General features: G+C 31.3%; 19 protein-coding genes, 1 tRNA gene and 1 riboswitch. Of the genes, 5 read left to right on the top strand and 15 right to left on the bottom strand.

The window, feature by feature from the left end; all coding sequences use genetic code 11:
* Positions 1–77 precede the first annotated feature (77 nt).
* The 5 genes from Q8S45_RS08160 to rfbA form a co-directional block, all read right to left on the bottom strand.
* Positions 78–1361, bottom strand: coding sequence for a nucleotide sugar dehydrogenase (locus tag Q8S45_RS08160; protein WP_305603460.1), 1284 nt, complete (start codon positions 1359–1361; stop codon positions 78–80).
* A 101-nt stretch (positions 1362–1462) separates the two neighbouring features.
* Positions 1463–2476 (bottom strand): dTDP-glucose 4,6-dehydratase, encoded by a 1014-nt coding sequence (gene rfbB / locus Q8S45_RS08155; RefSeq protein WP_305603457.1) that lies wholly within the window; start codon positions 2474–2476, stop codon positions 1463–1465.
* Between the two features lie 95 nt (positions 2477–2571).
* A complete protein-coding gene (rfbD, locus tag Q8S45_RS08150) occupies positions 2572–3447 on the bottom strand; it encodes a dTDP-4-dehydrorhamnose reductase (protein WP_305603454.1) in 876 nt (291 codons plus the stop codon).
* A 1-nt stretch (position 3448) separates the two neighbouring features.
* Positions 3449–4000, bottom strand: a complete 552-nt coding sequence (gene rfbC / locus Q8S45_RS08145) for a dTDP-4-dehydrorhamnose 3,5-epimerase (protein ID WP_305603451.1) — start codon at positions 3998–4000, stop codon at positions 3449–3451.
* Positions 4001–4879: a glucose-1-phosphate thymidylyltransferase RfbA gene (gene rfbA, locus Q8S45_RS08140; protein WP_305603449.1), complete on the bottom strand. Its 879-nt coding sequence runs from the start codon at positions 4877–4879 to the stop codon at positions 4001–4003.
* 471 nt (positions 4880–5350) lie between these two features.
* Here rfbA and Q8S45_RS08135 point away from each other — a divergent pair, with 471 nt between their 5' ends.
* The 4 genes from Q8S45_RS08135 (at position 5351) to Q8S45_RS08120 (ending at position 10258) form a co-directional block, all read left to right on the top strand.
* Positions 5351–6364, top strand: coding sequence for a hypothetical protein (locus tag Q8S45_RS08135; RefSeq protein WP_305603447.1), 1014 nt, complete (start codon positions 5351–5353; stop codon positions 6362–6364).
* Positions 6365–6482: 118 nt separating this feature from the next.
* Positions 6483–7589, top strand: coding sequence for a hypothetical protein (locus Q8S45_RS08130; protein WP_305603444.1), 1107 nt, complete (start codon positions 6483–6485; stop codon positions 7587–7589).
* A gap of 119 nt (positions 7590–7708) precedes the next feature.
* Positions 7709–8905, top strand: coding sequence for a hypothetical protein (locus Q8S45_RS08125; protein ID WP_305603441.1), 1197 nt, complete (start codon positions 7709–7711; stop codon positions 8903–8905).
* A 285-nt stretch (positions 8906–9190) separates the two neighbouring features.
* Positions 9191–10258 carry a hypothetical protein gene (locus Q8S45_RS08120; RefSeq protein ID WP_305603438.1) on the top strand — a complete coding sequence of 356 codons (1068 nt, stop codon included), beginning with the start codon at positions 9191–9193 and terminating at the stop codon, positions 10256–10258.
* Positions 10259–10358: 100 nt separating this feature from the next.
* Here the strand turns inward: Q8S45_RS08120 and Q8S45_RS08115 are convergent, their stop codons facing one another.
* Positions 10359–10931, bottom strand: coding sequence for an alkylphosphonate utilization protein (locus Q8S45_RS08115; RefSeq protein ID WP_305603436.1), 573 nt, complete (start codon positions 10929–10931; stop codon positions 10359–10361).
* A gap of 247 nt (positions 10932–11178) precedes the next feature.
* Between Q8S45_RS08115 and Q8S45_RS08110 the strand changes: the two genes are divergently transcribed.
* The gene (locus tag Q8S45_RS08110; RefSeq protein WP_305603434.1) at positions 11179–12282 is read left to right on the top strand and encodes a DUF4407 domain-containing protein; all 1104 of its coding nucleotides are present in this window, start codon (positions 11179–11181) and stop codon (positions 12280–12282) included.
* Positions 12283–12452: 170 nt separating this feature from the next.
* On the opposite strand, the gene Q8S45_RS08105 is transcribed toward Q8S45_RS08110, so the two are convergent.
* The 9 genes from Q8S45_RS08105 to Q8S45_RS08065 form a co-directional block, all read right to left on the bottom strand.
* Positions 12453–12526, bottom strand: a tRNA-Asp gene (locus Q8S45_RS08105).
* Positions 12527–12590: 64 nt separating this feature from the next.
* Positions 12591–13514, bottom strand: a complete 924-nt coding sequence (locus tag Q8S45_RS08100; RefSeq protein ID WP_305603432.1) for a DUF58 domain-containing protein — start codon at positions 13512–13514, stop codon at positions 12591–12593.
* Positions 13515–13605: 91 nt separating this feature from the next.
* Positions 13606–13923: a thioredoxin gene (trxA, locus tag Q8S45_RS08095; protein WP_305603430.1), complete on the bottom strand. Its 318-nt coding sequence runs from the start codon at positions 13921–13923 to the stop codon at positions 13606–13608.
* Positions 13924–14039: 116 nt separating this feature from the next.
* Positions 14040–14993: a methylenetetrahydrofolate reductase [NAD(P)H] gene (gene metF / locus Q8S45_RS08090; RefSeq protein WP_305603426.1), complete on the bottom strand. Its 954-nt coding sequence runs from the start codon at positions 14991–14993 to the stop codon at positions 14040–14042.
* Between the two features lie 547 nt (positions 14994–15540).
* A complete protein-coding gene (locus Q8S45_RS08085; RefSeq protein WP_305603423.1) occupies positions 15541–18666 on the bottom strand; it encodes a vitamin B12 dependent-methionine synthase activation domain-containing protein in 3126 nt (1041 codons plus the stop codon).
* A 32-nt stretch (positions 18667–18698) separates the two neighbouring features.
* Positions 18699–19718, bottom strand: coding sequence for a homocysteine S-methyltransferase family protein (locus tag Q8S45_RS08080; RefSeq protein ID WP_305603421.1), 1020 nt, complete (start codon positions 19716–19718; stop codon positions 18699–18701).
* Positions 19719–19864: 146 nt separating this feature from the next.
* A riboswitch (SAM riboswitch) is annotated at positions 19865–19973 on the bottom strand.
* A gap of 76 nt (positions 19974–20049) precedes the next feature.
* Positions 20050–20625 carry a bifunctional precorrin-2 dehydrogenase/sirohydrochlorin ferrochelatase gene (locus Q8S45_RS08075; RefSeq protein WP_305603418.1) on the bottom strand — a complete coding sequence of 192 codons (576 nt, stop codon included), beginning with the start codon at positions 20623–20625 and terminating at the stop codon, positions 20050–20052.
* A 102-nt stretch (positions 20626–20727) separates the two neighbouring features.
* Positions 20728–21510, bottom strand: a complete 783-nt coding sequence (cobA, locus tag Q8S45_RS08070; RefSeq protein WP_305603416.1) for a uroporphyrinogen-III C-methyltransferase — start codon at positions 21508–21510, stop codon at positions 20728–20730.
* Positions 21500–23590 carry a HEPN domain-containing protein gene (locus Q8S45_RS08065; RefSeq protein ID WP_305603413.1) on the bottom strand — a complete coding sequence of 697 codons (2091 nt, stop codon included), beginning with the start codon at positions 23588–23590 and terminating at the stop codon, positions 21500–21502. Before Q8S45_RS08065 ends, cobA begins: the two co-directional genes overlap by 11 nt.
* Positions 23591–23689 lie beyond the last annotated feature (99 nt).

Here is a 23689-nt window from a genome sequence, read left to right as displayed (position 1 = left end):
TTAATATTATTTAATCTTAATTTTAAAATATTTTTGGTGCTTTTCTTAAAATTCTAGTTGATTTTTTATTTAATTAACTACAATTTTCCGTGAATCTCTCCTTCATACACTCCTTTAACATCGTAAATTATTCCGTTTTTATGTAAGAATTTATTTAAGTCCATATTTAAAAATTCTTGATGTGCAACTGTTATAACAATGGCATCAAACTTTTTTGAAGGCATTTGTTGTACAGTAATTTCATTGTATTCTTGTTTAACCTCCTCAGGATTTGCCCATGGATCAAAAATGGTCACATTAGTTTCAAAACCTCTTAAACAATTTATAACATCAACTACCCTTGTATTTCTAACATCTGGACAATTCTCTTTAAAAGTAATACCCATAACCAACACGTTTGCATTTTTAATTTTCACATCGTGTTTTACAAATAATTTAATTACTTCACTTGCCACATATTGCCCCATACTATCGTTCATTCTACGACCAGCCAAAATAATTTCTGGATGATAGCCAACTTCTTGAGCTTTTTGCGCCAAATAATATGGATCAACCCCAATACAGTGACCGCCCACCAAACCAGGTTTAAATGGCATAAAATTCCATTTAGTGGCTGCCGCTTCTAATACCGCTTGTGTATCAATTTTTAAAATATTAAATATTTTAGCTAATTCATTTACAAAAGCAATATTTATGTCTCGCTGTGAATTTTCTATTACTTTGGCGGCTTCAGCTACTTTAATGGAAGGCGCTAAATGAGTTCCTGCAATAATTACTGATGCATATAATGCATCTACTTTTTTACCAATTTCAACTGTTGAGCCTGAAGTCACTTTTTTAATTTTTTCAACAGTGTGCAATTTATCACCAGGATTAATACGTTCCGGTGAGTATCCTGCAAAAAAATCTTTATTAAAAATTAAACCTGAAATTTTTTCTAATATTGGAATACACACTTCTTCGGTTGCCCCAGGGTAAACCGTAGATTCATAAATTACAATATCATTTTTCTTTAAAACGGTTCCAACAGCCTCACTAGATTTAATTAAAGGTGTTAAATCTGGCTTACTATTTTTATCAACTGGGGTCGGAACTGTAATTATAAAGTAATTACATTCATTTATATCATTTATATCAGTTGTGCAAAAAAGTCCATTTTCATTTGAGAGTTTATGCACCAAAACATCCAAGAGCATCTCTTTTTCAACCTCTAAAGTTTTATCAATTCCCTTATTTAATTCAACAACACGTCCATCATTTATATCATACCCAATAACTGGGAATTTAGTTGCAAACAAACGTGCTAAAGGTAAGCCAACGTATCCTAAACCTATAATTGCTATTTTAATTTCTTTTGACATTTTATATTTCAAACTTCATTTTTAATAATTACTTTTAACAAACAAATTAATTTACCTCCTTTTATCAGCAAGAGTATATTCAACTTAATAGATTTCTAGAACTATTTTTTATATTTTTTCAAATACCATTCTACTGTTTTTTTAATACCTGAATCGAAGTTTTCATTTGCTTTCCATCCCAAATCACTTTCAATTTTAGAAGCATCAATCGCATATCTAAAATCGTGACCAGCTCTATCCTTCACATAACTAATCTGATTTTTATAACTCGTTTTAGATAATGGAGCCAATTCATCTAACAACTCACAAATTTTATTGGCAATGTAATTGTTATTTTGCTCATTATTTCCGCCAATATTATAAACTTCTCCACTTATTCCTTTGTGATATGCTAAGTCCAAACCTACACAATGGTCTAAAACATATAACCAATCTCTCACATTTTTTCCATCTCCATAAATAGGAATTTCTTCACCAGCCAATGCTTTTCTAATTACCGTTGGAATTAATTTTTCATTATGTTGTTTTGGTCCGTAATTATTTGAACAATTTGTAATAACAGTATTCATTCCATACGTGTGGTGATAGCTTCTTACAATAAAATCACTACTTGCTTTTGAAGCACTATATGGTGAATTTGGAGCGTAAGGTGTGTTTTCAGTAAATAAGCCTGTTTCACCTAAAGTTCCATACACCTCATCTGTTGAAACATGCAAAAACATGCTGTTTTCGAATCCTCTTTTAAACATAAATGGCTGTTCCATCCAATATTTATAAGCAACATCAACCAAATTAAACGTTCCATTTACGTTTGTTTCAATAAAAATTCCTGGATTAGATATTGAGTTATCTACGTGAGATTCAGCCGCTAAATGCATTACACCATTAATGTAATAATGTTGAAATACACGCTCTACCAAACTTCTGTCACAAATATCGCCATTTACAAAAGTAAAATTTGGTGCTTTTTTAACAGCTTTCAAATTTTTTAAATTTCCTGCATATGTTAAAGAATCAATCACTGTAAATTGATAATCTGGATATTTTTCAACCAAATATTCAACAAGATTTGAACCAATAAATCCCGCACCTCCTGTAATTAAAATTGATTTCATAGTGTTTTGAGTATTAATTTACAGATTATTAATTTTAAAGTTCCAAATATACAAAAAACCAGTTAGGTAATTAGTATCCTAATCTCCAAAAGACACTACCTTAAATTCAATTTTTTTATGCAATTTTTTAAAGAAGTTTCCCAATTTGGAATAGAGACTTTGCCTATTTTTTTAATTTTAGTTGTTGCTAATAAACTGAATTTTGGGCGATAGGCTTTTGCATTAAATTCTACTGTTGAAATTGGCACAATTACACATTTCAAAGCTGTATTTTTTACAATTTCTGATGCAAATTCGAACCAGCTACAACTCCCATAATTGGTGTAATGATAAATTTCAACGTTATTATTAGAAATCGTTGGAAGAATTTTTAAAATAAAACTTGCTACATCTTTTGCGTAAGTAGGAGAACCAATTTGGTCTGAAACAACCGATAATTCATCCTTCTCCTTTGCCAATTTAATGATGTTTTTCACAAAATTAGTTCCATAACTAGAATACAGCCATGAAGTTCTTATAATTACAGAATTTGCTGGGTTTATTTCTAAAATGGCATTTTCACCGTTCAATTTAGATCTACCATATTCATTTTGTGGGTTTGTTGCTGCACTTTCCGTATATGGAATTTCAGAATTTCCATCAAATACATAATCTGTAGAAATGTGAATGAGCTTGATTTGATTTTTTTGAGCTAATTGAGCTAAATTTTTAACTGCAAAGTGGTTTATATTTTGAGCTAAATGCGCTTCATCTTCCGCCTTATCCACATGAGTATAGGCAGCGCAGTTTATAATAACTTTTATTTTATTTTGAGAAATGAAATTTTCAACAGCATGAAAATCAGTAATATCTAAATCGGCTTTTGAAGTAAAAAAGAAATTATAACCTCGAAAATTTGAAGCCAATTCTCTAATTTCTTGTCCTAATTGACCATTTGAACCCGTTACAAGTAAGTTTATTCTTTCTTTCAAACTATTTAGAATAAGTGGCCTCCAAAAATGAAGGTAAAATTTTATCTTTTTCTGAAATTATCATTTCGCTTTCAGGGAAATTCCAATCAATATTTAATGATTTATCATTGTATATTATTCCTTTTTCAGAGGAATTATTATACATATTATCAACTTTATAACTAAAAATTGTATCATCTTCTAAAACTAAATAACCGTGAGCAAATCCTCTTGGAATAAATAATTGTAATTTATTTTCTCCACTTAATTCTAGTGCAATGTACTTACCAAATGTTGGCGAAAATTTTCGAATATCTACAGCGATATCTAAAACCTTGCCTTGAACTACTCTTACCAATTTTGCCTGAGAAAATAGTTCGTCTTGGTAATGTAAACCTCTTAAAACTCCTTTTGAAGATTTAGCCTCGTTATCCTGCAAAAAATTTACTTTATAACCAATAAATGCTTCAAAAATATCCATTTTAAATGATTCGAAAAAGTAACCTCTTTCATCTAAAATTACTTTTGGTTCACACAAAATTACGTCGGGTATGTTTGTTTTTTTAAATTTCACTTATTTAGATTTTGCGATTCGACTTAAATAAACACCATACTCATTACTTTTATACGCTTCCGCTAAGGTTAGTAATTGTTTTTTAGAAATAAATTTATTTTGATATGCAACCTCTTCTATACAAGCTATTTTTAACCCTTGACGTTTCTCTATGGTTTGAATGAAGTTTGAGGCTTCTAATAAGGAATCTTGTGTACCCGTATCTAACCACGCATATCCTCGGCCCATCATTTCCATTTTTAAATTTCCTTCATTTAAATAATGCTGATTAACAGATGTTATTTCTAATTCGCCTCTTTTACTAGGTTTTATACTTTTGGCGACTTCAACAACATTATTAGGGTAAAAATACAATCCTACCACGGCATAATTACTTTTTGGTTTTGTTGGCTTTTCAATAATACTATTCACATTTCCATTGGCATCAAACCCCGCAACACCATAACGTTCCGGGTCTTGCACATAATAGCCAAAAATGGATGCTTTTCGTTCCTCCTTTACAGATTTAACTGCACTTTCTAACAATTTATCCATTCCTGCACCGTAAAAAATATTATCACCTAAAATTAAGCAAACATCATCATCCCCTATAAATTTTTCTCCAATAATAAAAGCTTGTGCCAGTCCGTCTGGTGAAGGTTGTTCTTCATAACTAAATTGCATTCCAATAGCTATTCCATCACCAAATAATTTTTTAAAATTAGGCAAATCTTGTGGTGTTGAAATAATAAGCACTTCGCGTATGCCAGCTAACATAAGAACAGAAAGTGGATAGTAAATCATTGGCTTGTCGTAAATTGCCAATAACTGTTTAGAAGTGCCTTTTGTTATTGGATATAAACGAGTACCAGAACCTCCAGCTAATATTATTCCTTTCATTTGCTAAAATATGTTGTTGTATAATTATATGCGAAAATAACTAATTATTATGTAATGGCAATTGCTTGATGTTGCATTAATGCTTGACTGTTAAAATATCAACAATTTTGAATATACTTTAATAACCAAGTATAAAAAAATCTAATTTAAAGCCAAAAAAATATGTGCCTTAAGTTACAATAATCTGAAAATAATTAACTAAATTTAAGCTATGTTACGATGAATAATTCCAACATTACATTTGTAATACAACTCCTTTGAATTTTCATTTAACTAGTTATTGAAATAAATCGAAATTAGTAATGTACCCCTGTTTTTATTAAAATTATTATTATTAAAAAAAATAAGATTATGTTTGTTTTGAAAAAGATTTTACTTCCATTATCACTTTCTATCACAAAAATTCTTTTTGTAGCCTCTATTTCTTACGAAGTTCTAGAATTATCTATATAAACTTTAAATTTAAGTACTATGAAACGATTATCCTTTTTTTGTGCCATTTTATTAATGGTAACTTTTCATACAAGCTGTGAGAAAGAAACAACTTTATTACCAGAAAATTCAGAAATAAACAACAATTCACAACCACTTTTTCAGAGGGTAACAAATGATGGATTGCAATTTTATTTTACTCAAGAAGAGTTTGGTTGTAATGACTTACCAACTGAAGATTTTGAAGATGCTTTAATTTTAGAAAGCGGATTTAGCAACTTCTTAAATCAATATTCTAATTCTGGCTTTTCACCTGGAGGAATTATTTCTGGAGTTACTTTTGAAATAGCTCCAAACATAAATTGGGTACCAAATTGGGGATTGTATGTAAATTCTTATTTTACGCAATACGGTCCATCTTATATACTAAGATCTAATGGTGATGGCTATTTAGATACAAATTTTGTAATTAATTTTACTGAAAATAATGTTACTGAAGCGAGCATGTATGTTTTTAATGGATATGAATGCAACGTGTTTATTGAAATTTATGGGATAACTAATAACTTAATTGGTGAATTTTCTGTATTTCCTACCACTAATTATGGTTTTTATTGGGCTGTTTCTTCCAACCAATCTATCTCAAAAATTATATTACATTCTGAAATACCTTATAGTTCAATTGGAATAGATAATATTTCTTTTGGTACATGTAATAACACCGATTTTGATAACGATGGCTGCTTAAACGAAGAAGATCCTTATCCACATTCGATAATGACCGAAACAATAATTATTGGAGGTATTAATACCGGCGTTTTAAACAAATTTGAATCTTGCAGTACTATGGCAGATGAAATTGATGTATTAATACGTAGTATTAATGCTGAATATACAGGTGCTAATTATGATTCTTTGCACAAAAAATTTGTAACTGGTGTTGCTCAAATTACATATTATTGGAGACTAAAAAGAAAGATAACCAGTAAACAACGAACTACAATTTCGAACGCAGCTTGGAACGCTAATATTCCTTTTTGGGATGATAAATAGTGCCCTTTTTAACTTGTATTAGAACAATTTATTTGTTAAATAACAATAGTACTTTTTTTAATTTATTCTAATTTGTATCAATTATTTTTAAAATTAATATTAACAAACATTAAACACTATGAAACATTTTAAAACAATGTATTACATGCTTTTTATAGCAGTAATTATGGTAAGTTGTGAAAAAGAAACAACTACCTTGCCTGAAAATTCAAAACTCAATGAGCAGGAAAAAGACATTTTAGAATTTAAATCTGTGAGCGAAATGGTTGACGCTGGATTTGATTTTAATGCTCACAGAGCGATTCTGCCAACTCAAAAAAGCAGCAACGATCAACTGAATTCAAAAATCATTGACGAAGAATCTGGTCTTATTTTTTATACAGATCGTGAAGAATTTTTAAACGATGGCTGTGACAATTTAACTTTAGAAAATTTTGAACCTACAAACCCTTTTGGTATTAATACAATTAGCAATCCCTTAAATGAAAATACTGATAATGATTTGTACTCTCCTGGTGAGATTCAATCTGGCATTTCAATTTATACTGATGTTAATCGTGAAAATTCCTTATATATACCTTCAATAAATTCTACTTTTAAAATTGTAGCAAACTACTATGTCGATTATTTAAATATTGACATTAGTTTGCCATACATTTATACAGTAAGTATGAATTTATCCTTATGGTCAGGTTCTGGAAATATTGATATTCAAATTTTTGGAAATTCAGGACTTATAGGTTCATTTACAATTTCAGCTCCTTATACGCATTTTGGAGAAGAAGCTTTTTTTGGGGTTCAATCTATTGAGCCAATTACTAAAATAACATTAAACTCGCAAACTGGAGATGCAGAAGTTCTTGATAATTTATCTTTTGGTACATGTAATAACACCGATTTTGATAGAGATGGTTGCTTAAACGAAGAAGATCCTTCTCCACATTCGATAATGACCGAAACAATAATTATTGGAGGTATTAATACTGGTGTTTTAAACAAACTTGAATCTTGCAGTACTATGTCAGATGAAATTGATGTATTAATACGTAGCATTAATGCTGAATATACAGGTAATAATTATGATTCTTTGCACAAAAAATTTGTATCTGGTGTTGCTCAAATTACCTATTATTGGAGACTAAAAAGAAAGATAACCAGTAAACAACGAACTACAATTTCGAACGCAGCTTGGAACGCTAATATTCCTTTTTGGGAGGATAAATAGTTCCATTTTTAAACTTATATTAGAACAATTTATATGTTGAATAAAAATAGTACATTTCTTAAATTATTCTAATTTGTATCAATTATTATTAAAATTAATATTAACAAACATTAAACACTATGAAACATTTTAAAACAATGTATTACCTGCTTTTTATAGCAGTAATTTTGGTAAGTTGTGAAAAAGAAACAATTACGTTACTTGAAAATTCGGAATCTTCTATTCAATCTTCCTTAAAAGGAAATTTAAGTGCAAGGTCATTAGATATTCCTGCAGGTGATTTATATGCATTGGCCCCCTGGGATTCAAGTAACAATATTGCTTTATATAATTATAATCCAACCACTGACGAGATTATTTTAAATTCAGATTTTACAGGGAGTACCGGTATTGCGAATAACTATGGTTTTGACTTCAATTATAGAGATGGGTTAATTTATTTATTAGCTGATAGACCAGGTGAAGGCAGGTATCTTTATACATATAATAAAAACACGGATGCTTCAACATTAATTAGGCAAATTGTTTCGGTGGGCGTTAATGGCTTACCGCAAGATTTAACTTTTGGTAATGATGGCACACTCTATTTTGTATTTAAAAATGGAGAAGTTAATGCTTATAATATAACATCTCAATCAATGAGCGCATTTAGCACGGTTCTATCAGGTGGTTCTGTAGGTTTAACTTATGACTATGACAACAACCAATTAATTTATGCATTGGGTAACAGTCCAGTTAGATTGTTTTCAATTGACATCCCTACAGGTTTGGTAACCGAAATGTTTTCATATGACACACCTGTTTTTAGTGGTTACAATGGGCAAGCAATAGAATATGTTGGGAACGATAAGTTAATAGCATCTGGAACGTTTGGAAGTAATATTATTTATACTATAGATTTAGCAACTGAGGAAACTAATTTATTATTACACCCAACAGGCTCTTATTCAAGCATTAAAGATTTAATGTTTGTAAATAATACTGATTTTGACGGTGATGGCGTATTGAATGAAAATGATGCGCATCCAAACTCTGATATGAGCGAATTTATAAATATTGGAGGTTGCTACCCTAATGTTAAAAATGTACTGGTTAAAAACGGTTCAACAATGATGGATCAAATTGAAGATTTAATTGCACAAATTAATTTACAATATAATGGCGATAATTACAAAGAGCTACACGAAGAATTTGTTAAAAAAGTAGCTGGTCTAACCTATTATTGGAAAAGAGACCGTCAAATAACCAGCAAACAACGTACCGCTATTTCCAGTTGCGCTTGGCGTGCTAACATTCCTTTTTGGGAGGAAATTTAGTTCCATTTCTAACTTTTATTAGAACACTTTATTTGTTAAAAACTCCTCAAAATTGAGGAGTTTTTTTTTGTAATTCATAAAATAATTGTATATTTAAGTTATTTATATAAATAATTGCTTTTATTTTCTTTGTGAAAATTTTATTTTACCTGATTTTTTTAACCCCAAATTAAACCCCATATATTTTTTTCAATTGCTATTGTTAAATAACAATAGTACTGTTTTTAATTTATTCTAATTTGTATCAATTATTATTAAAATTAATATTAACAAAAATTAAACACTATGAAACATTTTAAAACAATGTATTACCTGCTTTTTATAGCAGCTATTATGGTAAGTTGTGAAAAAGAAACAACTACCTTGCCTGAAAATTCAAAACTCAATGAGCAGAATTTTAATTACCCACCTACAAATTCCAAAGAAATTCTTGGAAAAAAAATGACTTCAAACAATTTGTTAAATATCTTTGAAATTTCCAATCAAATTTATAATGGAAGTTTTGAATCTGGAGATTTTTCAGGTTGGAATGTGGATGTAGATTCTGAACCATTTTACCCATGGGTTGTAACTGGATATGAAAATGGAGTAGGTTTTGGATTTGAGGAAACTCAGCCTCAAGATGGTAATTATGTGGCAATGAATGGTTTTGATGGTAGCGGACCTATGACTTTTACTATGTATCAAGATGTTTATATAGATGGTTGTGAGCCTAGTTTAAGTTGGATGGATAGAATTCAATGGGATTATATAAATCTAGAAGAGCAATTTAGCATCTCTAGAACACTAGAAGTGCAAATTAGAGATCCTGAAAACAATAATCTTTTAGAAACCCTTTATAGTTTTTCTACTGGTGATGAAAATGAAAACCCAACTGGAGATACCGGTTGGCAGCAACATACTGTTAATCTTTCAAGTTATGTTAATTCAACTGTTAGAATTTATTTTTTAGAATCAATTCCACAAAATTTTTCAGGACCTGCTCAAATAGAATTTGATGATATCAAAATAGTTAATTTAGACTCAGATTGTGACGGTTGCCCAGATTCAAAAGATCCATACCAATATTCTGATTTTTCACAATACCTTGAATTTGGTGGTTGTAATTTAGGTGTAAAAAATAAATTAACGCGTAATTGTGGGGCTACTATGGCAGATGAAATAAATGCCTTAATTGCTGAAATTAATGCACAATACAATGGTGATAATTACAGAGAACTTCATAGTGAATTTGTAACTCGTGTTGCCCAACTAACCTATTATTGGAAATTAGACAGACAAATAACTAGCAAACAACGTACCGCTATTTCCAGTTGCGCTTGGCGTGCTAACATTCCTTTTTTGGATTTATAATTAGTTCCATTTTTTAACTTTTATTAAAACACTTTATTTGTTAAAAACTCCTCAAAATTGAGGAGTTTTTTTTTATTTTCTATTGTAAAAAGAAGAATAATTAAATCAGTTTTTTCACATACTTTGTAATTATCACTATTTGCATGCCATCAACTTTACCTTCAATATATTCAGCGTTTTCGTAATCTAAGGAAATCCGTCTAACAGCAGTACCTCGTTTTGCTACCATACTCGATCCTTTAACTGGTAAATCTTTTATTAAAACAACAGAATCTCCTGCCTCCAAAATAACGCCATTACAATCTCTATGAATCACATTATCACTTTTATCTTCACCAATACCCGTTGCCTTTGCCCAAGCCAATGTTTCTTCATCTAAGTACAATATATCCAATAAATCTTGCGGCCAACCTTCAGCTTTTAAAAGGATTAACATTCGCCAAGCAATTACCTGAACCGCAGGAACAGTGCTCCAAATACTATCATTTAAACAACGCCAATGGTTTACATCAATCTTATTTTCATTATCAATTTGAGCCACACAAATAGTACAAGCAACAATGCCTTCACTTCCATTTGGAGCTTCAACCATATAAACATTTAAACTTTCTGCACAACTACATAATTCGCATTTAGCCCCGCTTCTTGTTTCTAATTCTTTAGATAAACTCATTGAATTTATTTTAAGGCACAAAATTACATTTTAAAAATTTAATGCCTTTCTTCAAATATGGGCGTTCCCTTCAGGCGAGCTGTTCGTTGCATGTTCTCGTACATTGCTGTGAACTTTTCACTTCCAACCCTAACGCAATAAACCATCATAAAACAAGTTATTAATTATTTACTCTATAAATTTTAACACTACTCTAATAAAATAAGATTTAATATTTTACGTTATTTGCATTACAAACTACTATGTTATGCTTAAAAAATTCTTTTGGATGTGCTCAGGCGCGGATACCGATATATTACAAAACAGCTCAAAAGCTGAACAAACTAAATTCGCTGGCATTGGCGGAACTGTTTTTTTTACTGCAGTTATGGCATTTATAGCTTCAAGTTATGCCCTATTTACTGTATTTGACAATTACTTTGTAGCCATAGCATTTGGTTTGGTTTGGGGATTGTTAATCTTTAATTTAGACCGATTTATTGTGTCTACCATCAAAAAAAGTGATTCTAAATGGAAAGAAATTTGGCAAGCAACGCCTAGAATTTTGTTGGCTATTATTATTGCGGTGGTTATATCAAAACCTTTAGAAATGAAACTATTTGAAAAAGAAATCAATCACGTTTTGTTAACCCAAAAAAACAAATTAACGCTGGCAAATAACGAACAAATAGCAAACCAATTCACCCCTGGAATTACATCACTGCAAAATGAAATAATAAGCCTAAAAAAGGAAATTGACACTAAAGAAGCAGAAACAAATGTATTATATGAAACTTATATTGCTGAAGCAGAAGGAAGAAAAGGAACTAAATTGTTAGGAAAAGGACCCGTTTACAAAGAAAAACGTGAAAAGCATGATGCTGCATTAGCCGCTTTACAACAAATAAAAACTGAAAACAAAGTCAAAATTGCAGCAAAAGAAAGTCAAATACTTGTATTAACAACGCAACAATCAAAACAAGAGGTTTCCACACAACCTATAATTGATAGTTTTGATGGATTAATGGCAAGAATAAATGCCTTGAATAAATTGCCTTGGCTGCCTTCATTTTTTATTTTCTTATTGTTCTTAGCAATTGAAACATCACCTATTTTTTCAAAATTAATTGCTCCTAAAGGTGAGTATGATTATAAATTACAAGATATAGAAAATGCAGTAAAAACCTGGATGACACAAAATGAAAATCAGCGCGAAAAAGTTCTAGCAACAGACACCGCTGTTAATCAGGCAATTTATAATGATTTAGCCGAAGAGAAAGAATTATACAACTATAAAAAACAAAAAGCACGTGAAATTTTACAATTGCAAGCAGATGCTTTTTACAAAAGTCAACAGCGCATTATTGGGTAATAACTAAAACAATTCCACATTAAATTTTAATTCTATTCCTGATAGGTGGAATTTTTAGTTATCAATTAATTACACAATAAAGGCATATACAATAACATATTCATTTAAAATAAAAAAAACCTTAACGTTCTCATTACAAGATTGTTAAGGTTTTAATTTACTCTTAAAAGCGGTCTGGACGGGACTCGAACCCGCGACCCCCTGCGTGACAGGCAGGTATTCTAACCAGCTGAACTACCAAACCGTTGCTGTTAGCGGATGCAAATATAACTGTGTTTTTTGTATTTGCAAAGAGATTTCAAAATTAATTATAAAAATCTTTTTCTACTAATTAAATAGGCACTTAAAATTTGATGAAACCCTTTATGAATGTCCACTGGCACATAATCAATTTTATATTGCAAGCATTTCAGTTTTAAATGTTTAAAATAGTTTTCTACAGCTATTTTATATTCCTTTTGAACCGAATGTGCGTATAAATTTATTTCATCACCAGTCTCAACATCGATGAATTTTTTCGGTGAATTCTCAAAATCAAATTCCAATTCTAATTTTCCGTCGTATGTATGAAACAAAACAACCTCATGTTTGTTGTATTTAAGATGCCTTAATGCTTCAAATAATTCTTCCTCTTTTTTATCTGATTGAAACATATCGGTAAATAAAAAAATTAATGACCTTCTGTGTATTTTTTCAGAAATTTCATGCAACGCTTTATAAGTATCGGTAGTTAATTTTGAAGTTTCATTTAATATCACTTCCAATTGAGCCAATAACATTCTCCGATGCCTGTCGCTTCCTTTTGCTGCAGCGAAATAATCATTTTTATTGGTATAAATACTCAATCCAACGGCATCTCTTTGTCTTTTTAATATTTCCATTAAAGCCGCAGATGCTAGCACTGAAAAACTAATTTTAGACAGGTTTTTAATCGATTGATTTTTAATAATAGGAAAATTCATTGATGCCGAATTATCAATAACTAAATGACAGCGTAAATTGGTTTCTTCTTCAAATCGTTTTACAAACTTCTTTTGGGTTTTAGCATATAATTTCCAATCAATATGTTGGGTGCTTTCTCCGTTATTATACAATCTGTGCTCAGCAAATTCAACAGAAAAACCGTGAAAAGGGCTTTTGTGCATTCCGGTAATAAACCCTTCAACTACCTGTTTTGCAAGCAATTCTAAGTTATTAAAATCAGATATATGTTTAGTTTCTATGCTTTTCATTTAAACGGACAACTAATTGTAAATATACTATTTTAAAAGAAAAGGCTTGACAAATTGCCAAGCCTTAAAAAATTTAGTAAAATTTTACATTTTACAAATGTGCATCTATTTTTTGTGCGTATGTAGCTTTTGGAGCAACTCCAACTTGTTTTTCAACAACTTCACCATTTTTAAACACTAAAACAGTTGGAATATTTCTTACACCGTACTTTGCAGCAAATTCTTGATTAGCATCAACATCAACCTTAACAATTGAAGCTCTACCTTCATATTCAGCTGTTAATTGATCCATGATTGGAGCAACCATTCTACAAGGTCCACACCAAGCTGCCCAAAAATCGACCATTACTGGTGTAGTTGCTTGTAATACTTCTTTTTCAAATGTTGCATCTGTAACTTCTAAAGCCATACTATATGTTTTTAATTATTATTTCGATTTTAATTGATACAAAAGTAAACAAATAATTAACCAATTTCATCGACTAAACATTACTTTTATTTATAATTCTATTAACAAAAGTAATCTTAAAAAATTGCTGAAGCTATCTCCTTAATATTATCTGACTTGCCCATTGAATAAAAATGAACCACGGGCACATTATTAGCTATCAATTCTTTGCATTGCTCTATTGCCCATCTAACGCCAACTTCTTTCACTTGTTTGTTTGTTTCACATTTCTCAACCTCATTTACCAATATTTCAGGTAAATCTAATTTAAAAACCTGAGGAAGCACTTGTAAATGTCTATGAATTGCAATAGGTTTAATTCCAGGAATTATTGGTACTGTTATACCAATAGCACGAGCTTTTTCAACAAAATCAAAATATTTTTTATTATCAAAAAACATTTGAGTTACCACATAATCGGCTCCTGCATCAACTTTTTCTTTCAATCTTCTCAAATCTGAATCTAAGCTAGGAGATTCAATATGTTTCTCTGGATACCCTGCAACTCCAACACAAAAATCAGAATTATAAGGTGTTTCAATAATTTCATGCAAATATTTTCCTCGGTTTAAATCTTTAATTTGACCAACCAACTCAGAAGCATATTGATGACCATTTTTTGTTGCTGTAAAATACGTTTCGTGTTTCATGGCATCACCACGTAAAGCCATTACATTATCTAATCCTAAATAATGACAATCGACTAACAAATATTCAGTCTCTTCCATGGTAAAACCTCCACACAATACATGAGGAATTGCATCTACATTATATTTATATTTTAATGATGCGCAAATTCCTACAGTTCCAGGTCTCATTCTTGTTATTTTCCGATCCAACAATCCGCTTTTTTCAATATAAATATGTTCTTCTCTCGATGTAGTTACATCTATAAATGGAGGTTTAAATTCCATTAACGGATCGATGTTATTATACAATTCTTGTATGTTCTGCCCCTTTTGAGGAGGTACAATTTCAAAAGAAAACAATGTTTTTCCGTTTGCTTGTTTTATATGTTCTGTTACTTTCATTTTTATCCCATCCTTAATCCTTCCAATGAGGAAGGAAATTAATACGTTTTAAATTTTTAATTATCATTTGATAATTTATTTTGGGCATTCCCTTTCAGGTCGCGCTTTCCGTTATATCTTTTTTTCTGTTGCACTCCAAAAAAGGACGCCACTTCAATCGCTAATGCAAACTAATCTTAAATTTTATAATTACGAATTATGATTTGCAACGGCTTCGATTTCCAATACTATTTTTAAAATTGTCATCGCGAAAACTTTTTTAAGTTTGTGGCAATCTGCTTAAATCAAAAGATTACTTCGTCACACACTCCTCGTAATGACGTTTGTCAAATTTAAAAAGGATGCCACTTCAATCGCTAACGCAACCTATTTTTTTATACTTGCATTTAATCTTAAAAACTTTCAATAAAAACACACCCCTAACCCCTCTCAAGAGGGGAATTCATTCTTTTGCCTTTTAAAACCCATCTCGCCAGCTGCCCTATCGCTAAAAATGTTCACTGAACATTTCTTTTACGCTCTGTCCCCCCTTCGGGGGTTAGGGGGCTTATTCAGCCAAATTAGGCATTAACCATTTTTTCGCCTCTGCTAAAACCATCTTTTTTCTAATTGAGAAATCTTTAACCTGTTCTTCTGTTATTTTTCCTAAACCAAAATATTTAGCGTGTTCATTTGCAAAATAATAGCCTGAGACTGATGCTGCAGGCCACATTGCTAAACTATCTGTTAGCTCAACTCCAATGGTTTCTTTTACACTCAATAATTTCCAAATTGTCAACTTTTCTGTATGATCTGGACAAGCAGGATAACCAGGGGCAGGACGAATTCCTTTATAACTTTCTTTAATTAATTCTTCGTTAGATAATTTTTCTTTTGAAGTATAGCCCCAATATTCGGTTCTTACTTTTTTATGCAAATATTCTGCGAAAGCTTCTGCTAACCTGTCGGCCAACGCTTTTATCATAATCGAGTTATAATCGTCGTGATCTTTTTCATATTCTGAAGCTAATTCTGCCGTTCCAAAACCTGTTGATACGCAGAAAGCGCCTACATAATCTTTGATTCCCGTTTCCTTTGGGGCTATAAAATCGGACAATGCAATACTCGGAATTCCTTCTTTCTTTTTTAGTTGTTGACGCAACGTTACAAACTTAACATTTACCTCGCTTCTTGTTGAATCTACATACACTTCAATATCATCTTCAACAGTATTTGCAGGAAAAATTCCAAAAACAGCTTTTGCAGTTAGTAAATTCTCGTCTAAAATTTTTGCCAATAACAACTTTGCATCTGAAAATAAATTAGTAGCCTCTTCACCTACAACTTCATCAGTTAAAATAGCAGGATATTTTCCTGCCAGTTCCCACGTTCTAAAAAACGGACTCCAATCTATATAATCAACTAACTTAGTTAAATCAAAATCTTCAAAAACCTGTGTTCCAATATACTTTGGTGTTGGAATATTTGTGTTTTTCCAATCAATTTTAAACTTATTTTTTCTTGCATCAGCTAACGATAAATATTCTTTCTGTTTAGACCGATTTAAATATCCATCACGAACTTTTACATAATCCGCTTTAATATCACCAATATATTTTTTATTTATTTTGTTATTCAATAAATCACCAACTACAGTTACAGCTCTTGAAGCATCGTGAACATGAACAACGGCGTTTTTATATTGAGGGTCAATTTTTACAGCAGTATGTGCCTTTGAAGTAGTTGCACCACCAATCAATAACGGAACTTCAAAATTTTGCCGTGCCATTTCTTTCGCTAAATAAACCATTTCATCTAATGACGGAGTAATTAAACCACTCAACCCAATTATGTCTACATTTTCAGCTTTTGCTGTTTCAATTATTTTTTGTGGAGAGACCATCACACCCAAATCAATAATCTCATAATTATTGCAAGCTAAAACCACACCAACAATATTTTTACCAATATCGTGCACATCACCCTTAACCGTAGCTAATAAAATTTTACCAGCCCCTCCTGTCCCCGAAGGGGAAGCTTTTAAAGCTTTTGTTATTTCTGATAATACAAAATCAAGATTAAGTAAAACTTCTTTATTTGTAAAACGTATAACTTTAAATCCTTCATCTTCTAACCATTTTTGCCTAACCTCATCCTTATCTTTGTTTTCTGGCAATTGATGAATTAATCCGTCAATTTCAATAATTAAATTCGTTTTTAAACAAATAAAATCTGCAATGTAATTCCCAATTATATGTTGCCTTCTTATTTTATAACCATCTAGTTTTTTTCCACTTAAAACACCCCATAAAATCCTTTCCGCATCAGTCGGTTCATTACGCATCTTAAAGGCAAACTCTTTTAACAATCCGTAATTCAAAGGATCGGCAGTTTCCCAATGTTGCGTAGTTTTAATTCCCCCTTTGGGGGTTAGGGGGCTTTTTGCTGCATCAATAAACGGTAACAAATAAGCCACAGCTCTTTTCATAACGCGAGCAGATTTCACAACTTGTGGCAAAAACATTTTACCTGAACCAAACAAATCTCCAACTACATTCATTCCAATCATCAAGTTTTGTTCAATAACTTCAATTGGCTTTTTAGCTTGTTTTCTGGCTTCTTCAACATCTTCAACAATAAACTCATCCAATCCTTTTACCAAAGAATGTGTAATTTTATCTTGTAATGGTTTTTCACGCCATGACAAATCAATTTTGCGTTCTTTCGAAGTACTTATTACACTTTCTGCAAAATCTAATAAACGTTCTGTTGCATCGTCTCTTCTATTTAAAATAACATCTTCAACACGTTCTAATAAATCTTTCGGAATTTCATCGTAAACCTCTAATAGTGCAGGATTTACAATTCCTATATTCATACCTGCTTTTATAGCATGATATAAAAAAACCGAATGCATTGCTTCTCTAACTGCATCGTTTCCTCTAAATGAAAACGAAACGTTACTAACGCCCCCACTCACACTAACATTTGGTAAATTTTCTCTAACCCAACGTGTGGCTTCAATAAAATCGATGGCATTTCGTTTATGCTCATCCATTCCGGTTGCTACAGGAAATATATTTAAATCGAAAATAATATCTTCGGAAGGAAAGTGGACAATGTCCACCAATATTTTATACGAACGTTTTGCAATTTCAATTCTTCTTTCATAATTATCGGCTTGCCCTACTTCATCAAAAGCCATCACAATTACTGCTGCTCCGTACCTTTTTATCAATGTTGCATGATAAATGAATTGTTCTTCTCCTTCTTTTAAACTAATAGAATTTACCACACATTTTCCTTGAGCAACTTGTAAACCGGCTTCAATTATTTCCCATTTTGAGCTGTCAATCATTATAGGAACACGAGCAATATCAGGTTCTGCAGCAATTAAGTTCATAAAACGAACCATCGATTCTTTTCCATCTAACAAACCATCGTCCATATTAATGTCGATAATTTGAGCCCCACCATCAACTTGATGACGTGCAATTGCCAAGGCTTCATCAAATTTTTCATCCTTTATTAGACGTAAAAATTTACGAGAGCCTGCAACATTCGTGCGCTCACCAACATTTATAAAATTACTTTCAGGAGTAATTACCAAAGGTTCTAATCCAGAAAGTTTTAGCCCCCTAGCCCCCAAAGGGGGAACAAAATTGTTTTTATTATTTTTTATATCGTCTTGCATTAATTGTGTCTTTTTTAAACAAATAAAACTTTTTAAACACCGTTAAATTCCCCTTCGGGAGCTAGGGGGCTTCTTGGTTTATAATTTTTCACTAAATCTGCAATTGCTTTAATATGTGCAGGTGTTGTACCGCAACAACCACCAATTATATTTATCAAATTCTTGTCTAAATATTCTTTAATTTGACTTGCCATTTGTTGTGGCGTTTCGTCATATTCTCCAAAAGCATTTGGTAAACCCGCATTTGGATGCGCCGAAATTCTTAAATCAGATTTTTGAGCCAATACTTCTAAATGAGGCGTTAACTGACTTGCTCCTAATGCACAATTAAAACCTATAGTTAACAATGGAATATGAGAAACTGAAATTAAAAATGCTTCAGCAGTTTGACCAGATAATGTTCTTCCACTAGCATCAGTAATTGTTCCACTTAGCATAATTGGAATCGCTATATTTCTTTCATCCTTAACTTCTTCAATCGCAAAAAGTGCTGCTTTTGCATTCAAAGTATCAAAAACCGTTTCAACCAATAACACATCTACTCCGCCATCAATTAATGCTTCAACTTGTTGTTTATAAGCTATCCGTAAATCGTTAAAAGTTACCGCTCTAAAACCAGGATCATTTACATCAGGCGACATACTTGCTGTTCGGTTTGTTGGACCGATAGAACCTGCAATAAAACGTGGTTTTGAAGGATTTAATTTTGTAAATTCTTCTACCACTTCTTTTGCTATTTTCGCTGATTGATAATTAATTTCATATACATATTGCTCCATTTCATAATCGGCCATTGCAATGGTTGTGCTTGAAAAAGTATTTGTTTCAATAATATCAGCTCCAGCTTCTAAATATTTTCTATGAATTTCTTTGATAGAATCGGGTTGAGTTATGGAAAGCATATCATTATTTCCTTTTACCGAAATATGAAAATCTTTAAATTGTGTTCCTCTATAGTCTTCTTCCGAAAATTTATATTGCTGAATCATAGTACCCATTGCACCATCTAACACTAAAATTCTCTTTTTTATTTCTTCTTGTATACTACTCATTCTTATTTTTTTAAGCTTATGTATTTTGCGTTAGGGATTGTAGCGACATCCTTTTTGAAAAAAAGATATAGCAAAAAGCCCGACCACTTGTGGTAACGCTCAAATAATTATTAAAAAAGAAGAATCTACTTTATGAAGTTTTTCTTATGTTATCTTCCCACAATAAATTTTGCGGTAGAACGTAGCACCTTCTTTATTTCTAAAGGGTTGCTAAGGCTTCAACAGGTCTATTCCCTCTGCCTTTCTTAATAACTAATATCAATGTGTTTATGAACTTAACTGCAAATAAACGGAATAAGATGTTTAATTACAAGTGAATTCCAAATTATATCTATTTTGAAAGTAAACTCTTGGTTAATTCATTCAATTTTGAAACTTTATTCGAAAATTCTCCTTTTATGGTATTTCTATATAAATTCAGGTTTTCGGCTAATTCTTCAATATTATCAGGAATAACTTCTTCAAAAAACTGACGCAATCGTTTTGCTAACGTTGGCGATTTTCCGTTTGTTGAAATCGCGATTTTAATATTTCCTTTAGTAACAATTCCGCCTAAATAAAAATCGCACAATTTCGGTGTATCGGCAACATTTATTAAAATATTCTCAGCCTTAGAATCGACATAAATCTGTTTATTTATGTGGGGATTGTTGGTCGCGGCTATTATTAATTGCATATCTTTTAGCAGCGATTTATTGTAACTTGATTTAACAATTGAAATATTAAATTTAGCTATAAGTTCCAACAACGCTTCGTCAAAATCAATGGAAACAACCATAACATTTGCGTTTGGACTCGATTTTAACAAAAATGATAATTTCTCCAAAGCCACGGTTCCTCCTCCAACAATTAGCACATTTAATTGAGAAACTTTTAAAAAAATTGGATATAACTCGTTTTGATTCATTTTACTTTGTTGTTTTTTCTACCCAGAATTCAATACACGTTTTTATTTTTGTTCTAATTTAATTTTGTAGTTATTCCTACCTTTGCAGAAATGACAATAAACTTAAACTGGTTGAAATTGTTTGCTTTCTAGAATGATATTCTCATAGAAAAAACGTAATTTATTACTCTCTTTTACCACCTCACCAATAACAATAATTGCTGGAGAAGATAATTTATTTTGCGCAACAACTTCCAAAATTGAATCGATGGTTCCAACTCCTATTTTTTCATTTGCCGTTGTTCCATTTTGAATAATGGCAGTTGGAACATCATTTTTGTTAAATTTTTTAAAGATTGAAACAATCTCACTTAACTTACTCATCCCCATTAAAATTACAACAGTTGCGGTAGATTGTGCCGCTAAATAAACATCATTAGAAAGTTTCCTCTCAGATGTTGTGCCTGTTAATACCCAAAAACTTTCTGAAACACCTCTTTTTGTTAAAGGAATTCCTATACTTGTGGGAACCGCTATTGCAGAAGAAATACCTGAAATAACTTCCGTTTCAATTCCAAAAGATTCAATATATTCTATTTCTTCAGCTCCCCTTCCAAAAACAAATGAATCTCCGCCTTTTAAACGAACCGCATTTCCATATTCAAAAGCACTTTTTACTATTAGTTCATTAATTTCATCTTGTGAATAACTGTGCATTCCTTTTCGTTTTCCAACAAAAATTCGTTTTGCATTTGGCGCATATTTCAACAACTCTCTATTTATCAAAGCGTCAAATAAAACAACATTTGCATTTTCGAGGGCTTTTACTCCTTTTACTGTGATTAAATCGGGATCGCCTGGACCCGCACCAATCAACGTAACTTTATGATTTAATTTAGGATTCATTAGTAAGTGCATTTAATCTATATTCAGTTGCTTTTTTATAAAATCGATGGGCATCGGCTAAATACTTTTGAGCAAATTCTTTAGTTGGTTCATTCTTTTGAATCTGGTATATAAAATCTGAAAATGAACTTTCCAACTCAATTCTAGACCCAAAATATTCCTCAAAATCTGATATAATAACAGCCTGTGAATTGGTATTTTTCCCTTCTGAAATTAATAATGCTTTTGCTGTATTTACGATACTTGTATAGGAATAATAAATACTATCTGAATATTGATTTAACTTCAATGATTCTGATGCGTTTTCCAATTTTTCTTCACTATCCAATAATAAGGTTGCAATTAAATCGATTACAACACCTGCACATTCTCCAACGCCAACTGCCATTTCAAATTGTTCCTCAGCACCCCAATCTATAAAATCGCTTTGCACTAAGTTTGTTGAGTTGCTTAACGATTTTAGTAAATTATAAAAATACATTTCACCTTGGCGGTCGTAATAATTCAAAAATGATTCTTCAACTAGTGCTTTTGATTGGTAATCATTTAATATCGTTCTTAATGCTTCGGGCCCTCTTTTACTTGGAATCTTAATTACCTTATCTGAAATTCTTCCTTCACCATTTCCTAAAATTCCTCCTCCTAATAACACCTGCAATGCAGGTGCAACCAATTTGCCTGATTTTATAGTCATTCCTTGAAAACCAATATGAGCCATTGAATGCTGTCCACAACTGTTCATACATCCACTAATTTTTATGGTAATATCTTTATTATTTGCGTACTGTGAAAATTCAGTTTTTAAAACTCTTTCTAATTCAGTAGTAATTCCGGTACTACTTGCAATTCCTAAATTACACGTATCGGTTCCTGGACAAGAAGTAATATCCAACGTACTATTATACCCTATTTCCGCAAATCCTAATTTATTCAGTTCAACATAAAAAAAAGGTAATAATTCCTCTTTCACATGACGAATTAAAATATTTTGTCTTAATGTTAATCGAATGTCATTTCCTGTATATTTTTTGACTAAATCTGCCAACAATCGAGCTTTATCAGTATAAAAATCACCTAAATGAACTTTAATACCAATTGCAACAAATCCTTGTTGTTTTTGTGGAATTACATTTGAATTTTTCCAAAGGTTGAATTGATTTTCATCTTTAAGTAGTACTTCAGGAGTTTCAAATACTGGAAGATTAATTTCATTTTCAAATTTAGAAACATCAATTTTATAGGTTGAATTTGAAATCGCTTTTTGTTCCTCTTCTACCAAATGCACAAATGCATCAAATCCAATTTCTTTTACTAAAAATTTTAAACGAGCTCTGGCTCTTTTAGTTCTTTCTCCAAATCTATCGAAAACGCGTAAAACAGCTTCGGTAACAGGAATAATTTTAGCAGCATCAACAAATTCGAATAAAGTATCTGCCAAACGAGCTTGTGAGCCTAAACCTCCACCAATCATTATTTTAAAACCAACTACATCATTTTCAATTTTAGCAATAAAACCCAAATCGTGCATAAAACTCAATGCTGTATCTTCATCGGTTCCAGAAAACGAAATTTTAAATTTTCGTCCTAATTCCTGGCAAATTGGATTACGTAAAAAGAATTCGAAAACGGCATGTGCATACGGTGAAACATCAAATGGCTCATTTCGATCAATTCCTGCAGTTTCACTAGCTGTCACGTTTCTTACGGCATTTCCACAAGCTTCACGTAAGGTAATATTATCCTTTTCTAATTCGGCCCAAAGTTCAGGGGTTCTATCTAAACTTACATGATGAATTTGAATATCTTGTCGGGTAGTAATGTGCAATCTTCCTCTAGAATATTCATCAGAAACATTTGCAATTCTGTGCAACTGTTCGCTTGTTAATTTTCCGTAAGGTAATTTAATACGAATCATTTGTACACCAAACTGACGTTGGCCATAAACACCACGCGCTAAACGTAAACTTCTGAAACGTTGTTCGTCAATTTTACCTTCGTAATAAAGACTTATTTTATTTTCTAAGTCAATAATATCCTTTTCGACGATCGGATTTTCGATCTCGGTTCTAAAACTTTGCATTGATTTTGATTTTTTTTAGTTAGTAAAAAAGAATTCCCACTTCATATAGAAACATGATTTTTAATTAGTTGTATGTTTTTGATTGTATATATATCCGCA

Source organism: Lutibacter sp. (assembly GCF_030692605.1).
Classification (GTDB): domain Bacteria; phylum Bacteroidota; class Bacteroidia; order Flavobacteriales; family Flavobacteriaceae; genus Lutibacter.
Note: the sequence above shows the minus strand (reverse complement) of the source record. Positions and strands in the feature narration are given on the sequence as shown.

Bases quoted from the DNA above. Each gene is read 5' to 3' on its own strand.
- rfbB (WP_305603457.1), bottom strand. From the start codon at position 2,476: ATGAAATCAATTTTAATTACAGGAGGTGCGGGATTTATTGGTTCAAAT.
- Q8S45_RS08080 (WP_305603421.1), bottom strand. From the start codon at position 19,718: ATGAGTAGTATACAAGAAGAAATAAAAAAGAGAATTTTAGTGTTAGAT.
- Q8S45_RS08125 (WP_305603441.1), top strand. From the start codon at position 7,709: ATGAAACATTTTAAAACAATGTATTACCTGCTTTTTATAGCAGTAATT.
- Q8S45_RS08110 (WP_305603434.1), top strand. From the start codon at position 11,179: ATGCTTAAAAAATTCTTTTGGATGTGCTCAGGCGCGGATACCGATATA.
- rfbA (WP_305603449.1), bottom strand. From the start codon at position 4,879: ATGAAAGGAATAATATTAGCTGGAGGTTCTGGTACTCGTTTATATCCA.
- Q8S45_RS08075 (WP_305603418.1), bottom strand. From the start codon at position 20,625: ATGAATCAAAACGAGTTATATCCAATTTTTTTAAAAGTTTCTCAATTA.
- Q8S45_RS08120 (WP_305603438.1), top strand. From the start codon at position 9,191: ATGAAACATTTTAAAACAATGTATTACCTGCTTTTTATAGCAGCTATT.
- Q8S45_RS08160 (WP_305603460.1), bottom strand. From the start codon at position 1,361: ATGTCAAAAGAAATTAAAATAGCAATTATAGGTTTAGGATACGTTGGC.
- Q8S45_RS08115 (WP_305603436.1), bottom strand. From the start codon at position 10,931: ATGAGTTTATCTAAAGAATTAGAAACAAGAAGCGGGGCTAAATGCGAA.
- Q8S45_RS08135 (WP_305603447.1), top strand. From the start codon at position 5,351: ATGAAACGATTATCCTTTTTTTGTGCCATTTTATTAATGGTAACTTTT.
- Q8S45_RS08130 (WP_305603444.1), top strand. From the start codon at position 6,483: ATGAAACATTTTAAAACAATGTATTACATGCTTTTTATAGCAGTAATT.
- Q8S45_RS08085 (WP_305603423.1), bottom strand. From the start codon at position 18,666: ATGCAAGACGATATAAAAAATAATAAAAACAATTTTGTTCCCCCTTTG.
- Q8S45_RS08100 (WP_305603432.1), bottom strand. From the start codon at position 13,514: ATGAAAAGCATAGAAACTAAACATATATCTGATTTTAATAACTTAGAA.
- cobA (WP_305603416.1), bottom strand. From the start codon at position 21,510: ATGAATCCTAAATTAAATCATAAAGTTACGTTGATTGGTGCGGGTCCA.
- trxA (WP_305603430.1), bottom strand. From the start codon at position 13,923: ATGGCTTTAGAAGTTACAGATGCAACATTTGAAAAAGAAGTATTACAA.
- metF (WP_305603426.1), bottom strand. From the start codon at position 14,993: ATGAAAGTAACAGAACATATAAAACAAGCAAACGGAAAAACATTGTTT.
- Q8S45_RS08065 (WP_305603413.1), bottom strand. From the start codon at position 23,590: ATGCAAAGTTTTAGAACCGAGATCGAAAATCCGATCGTCGAAAAGGAT.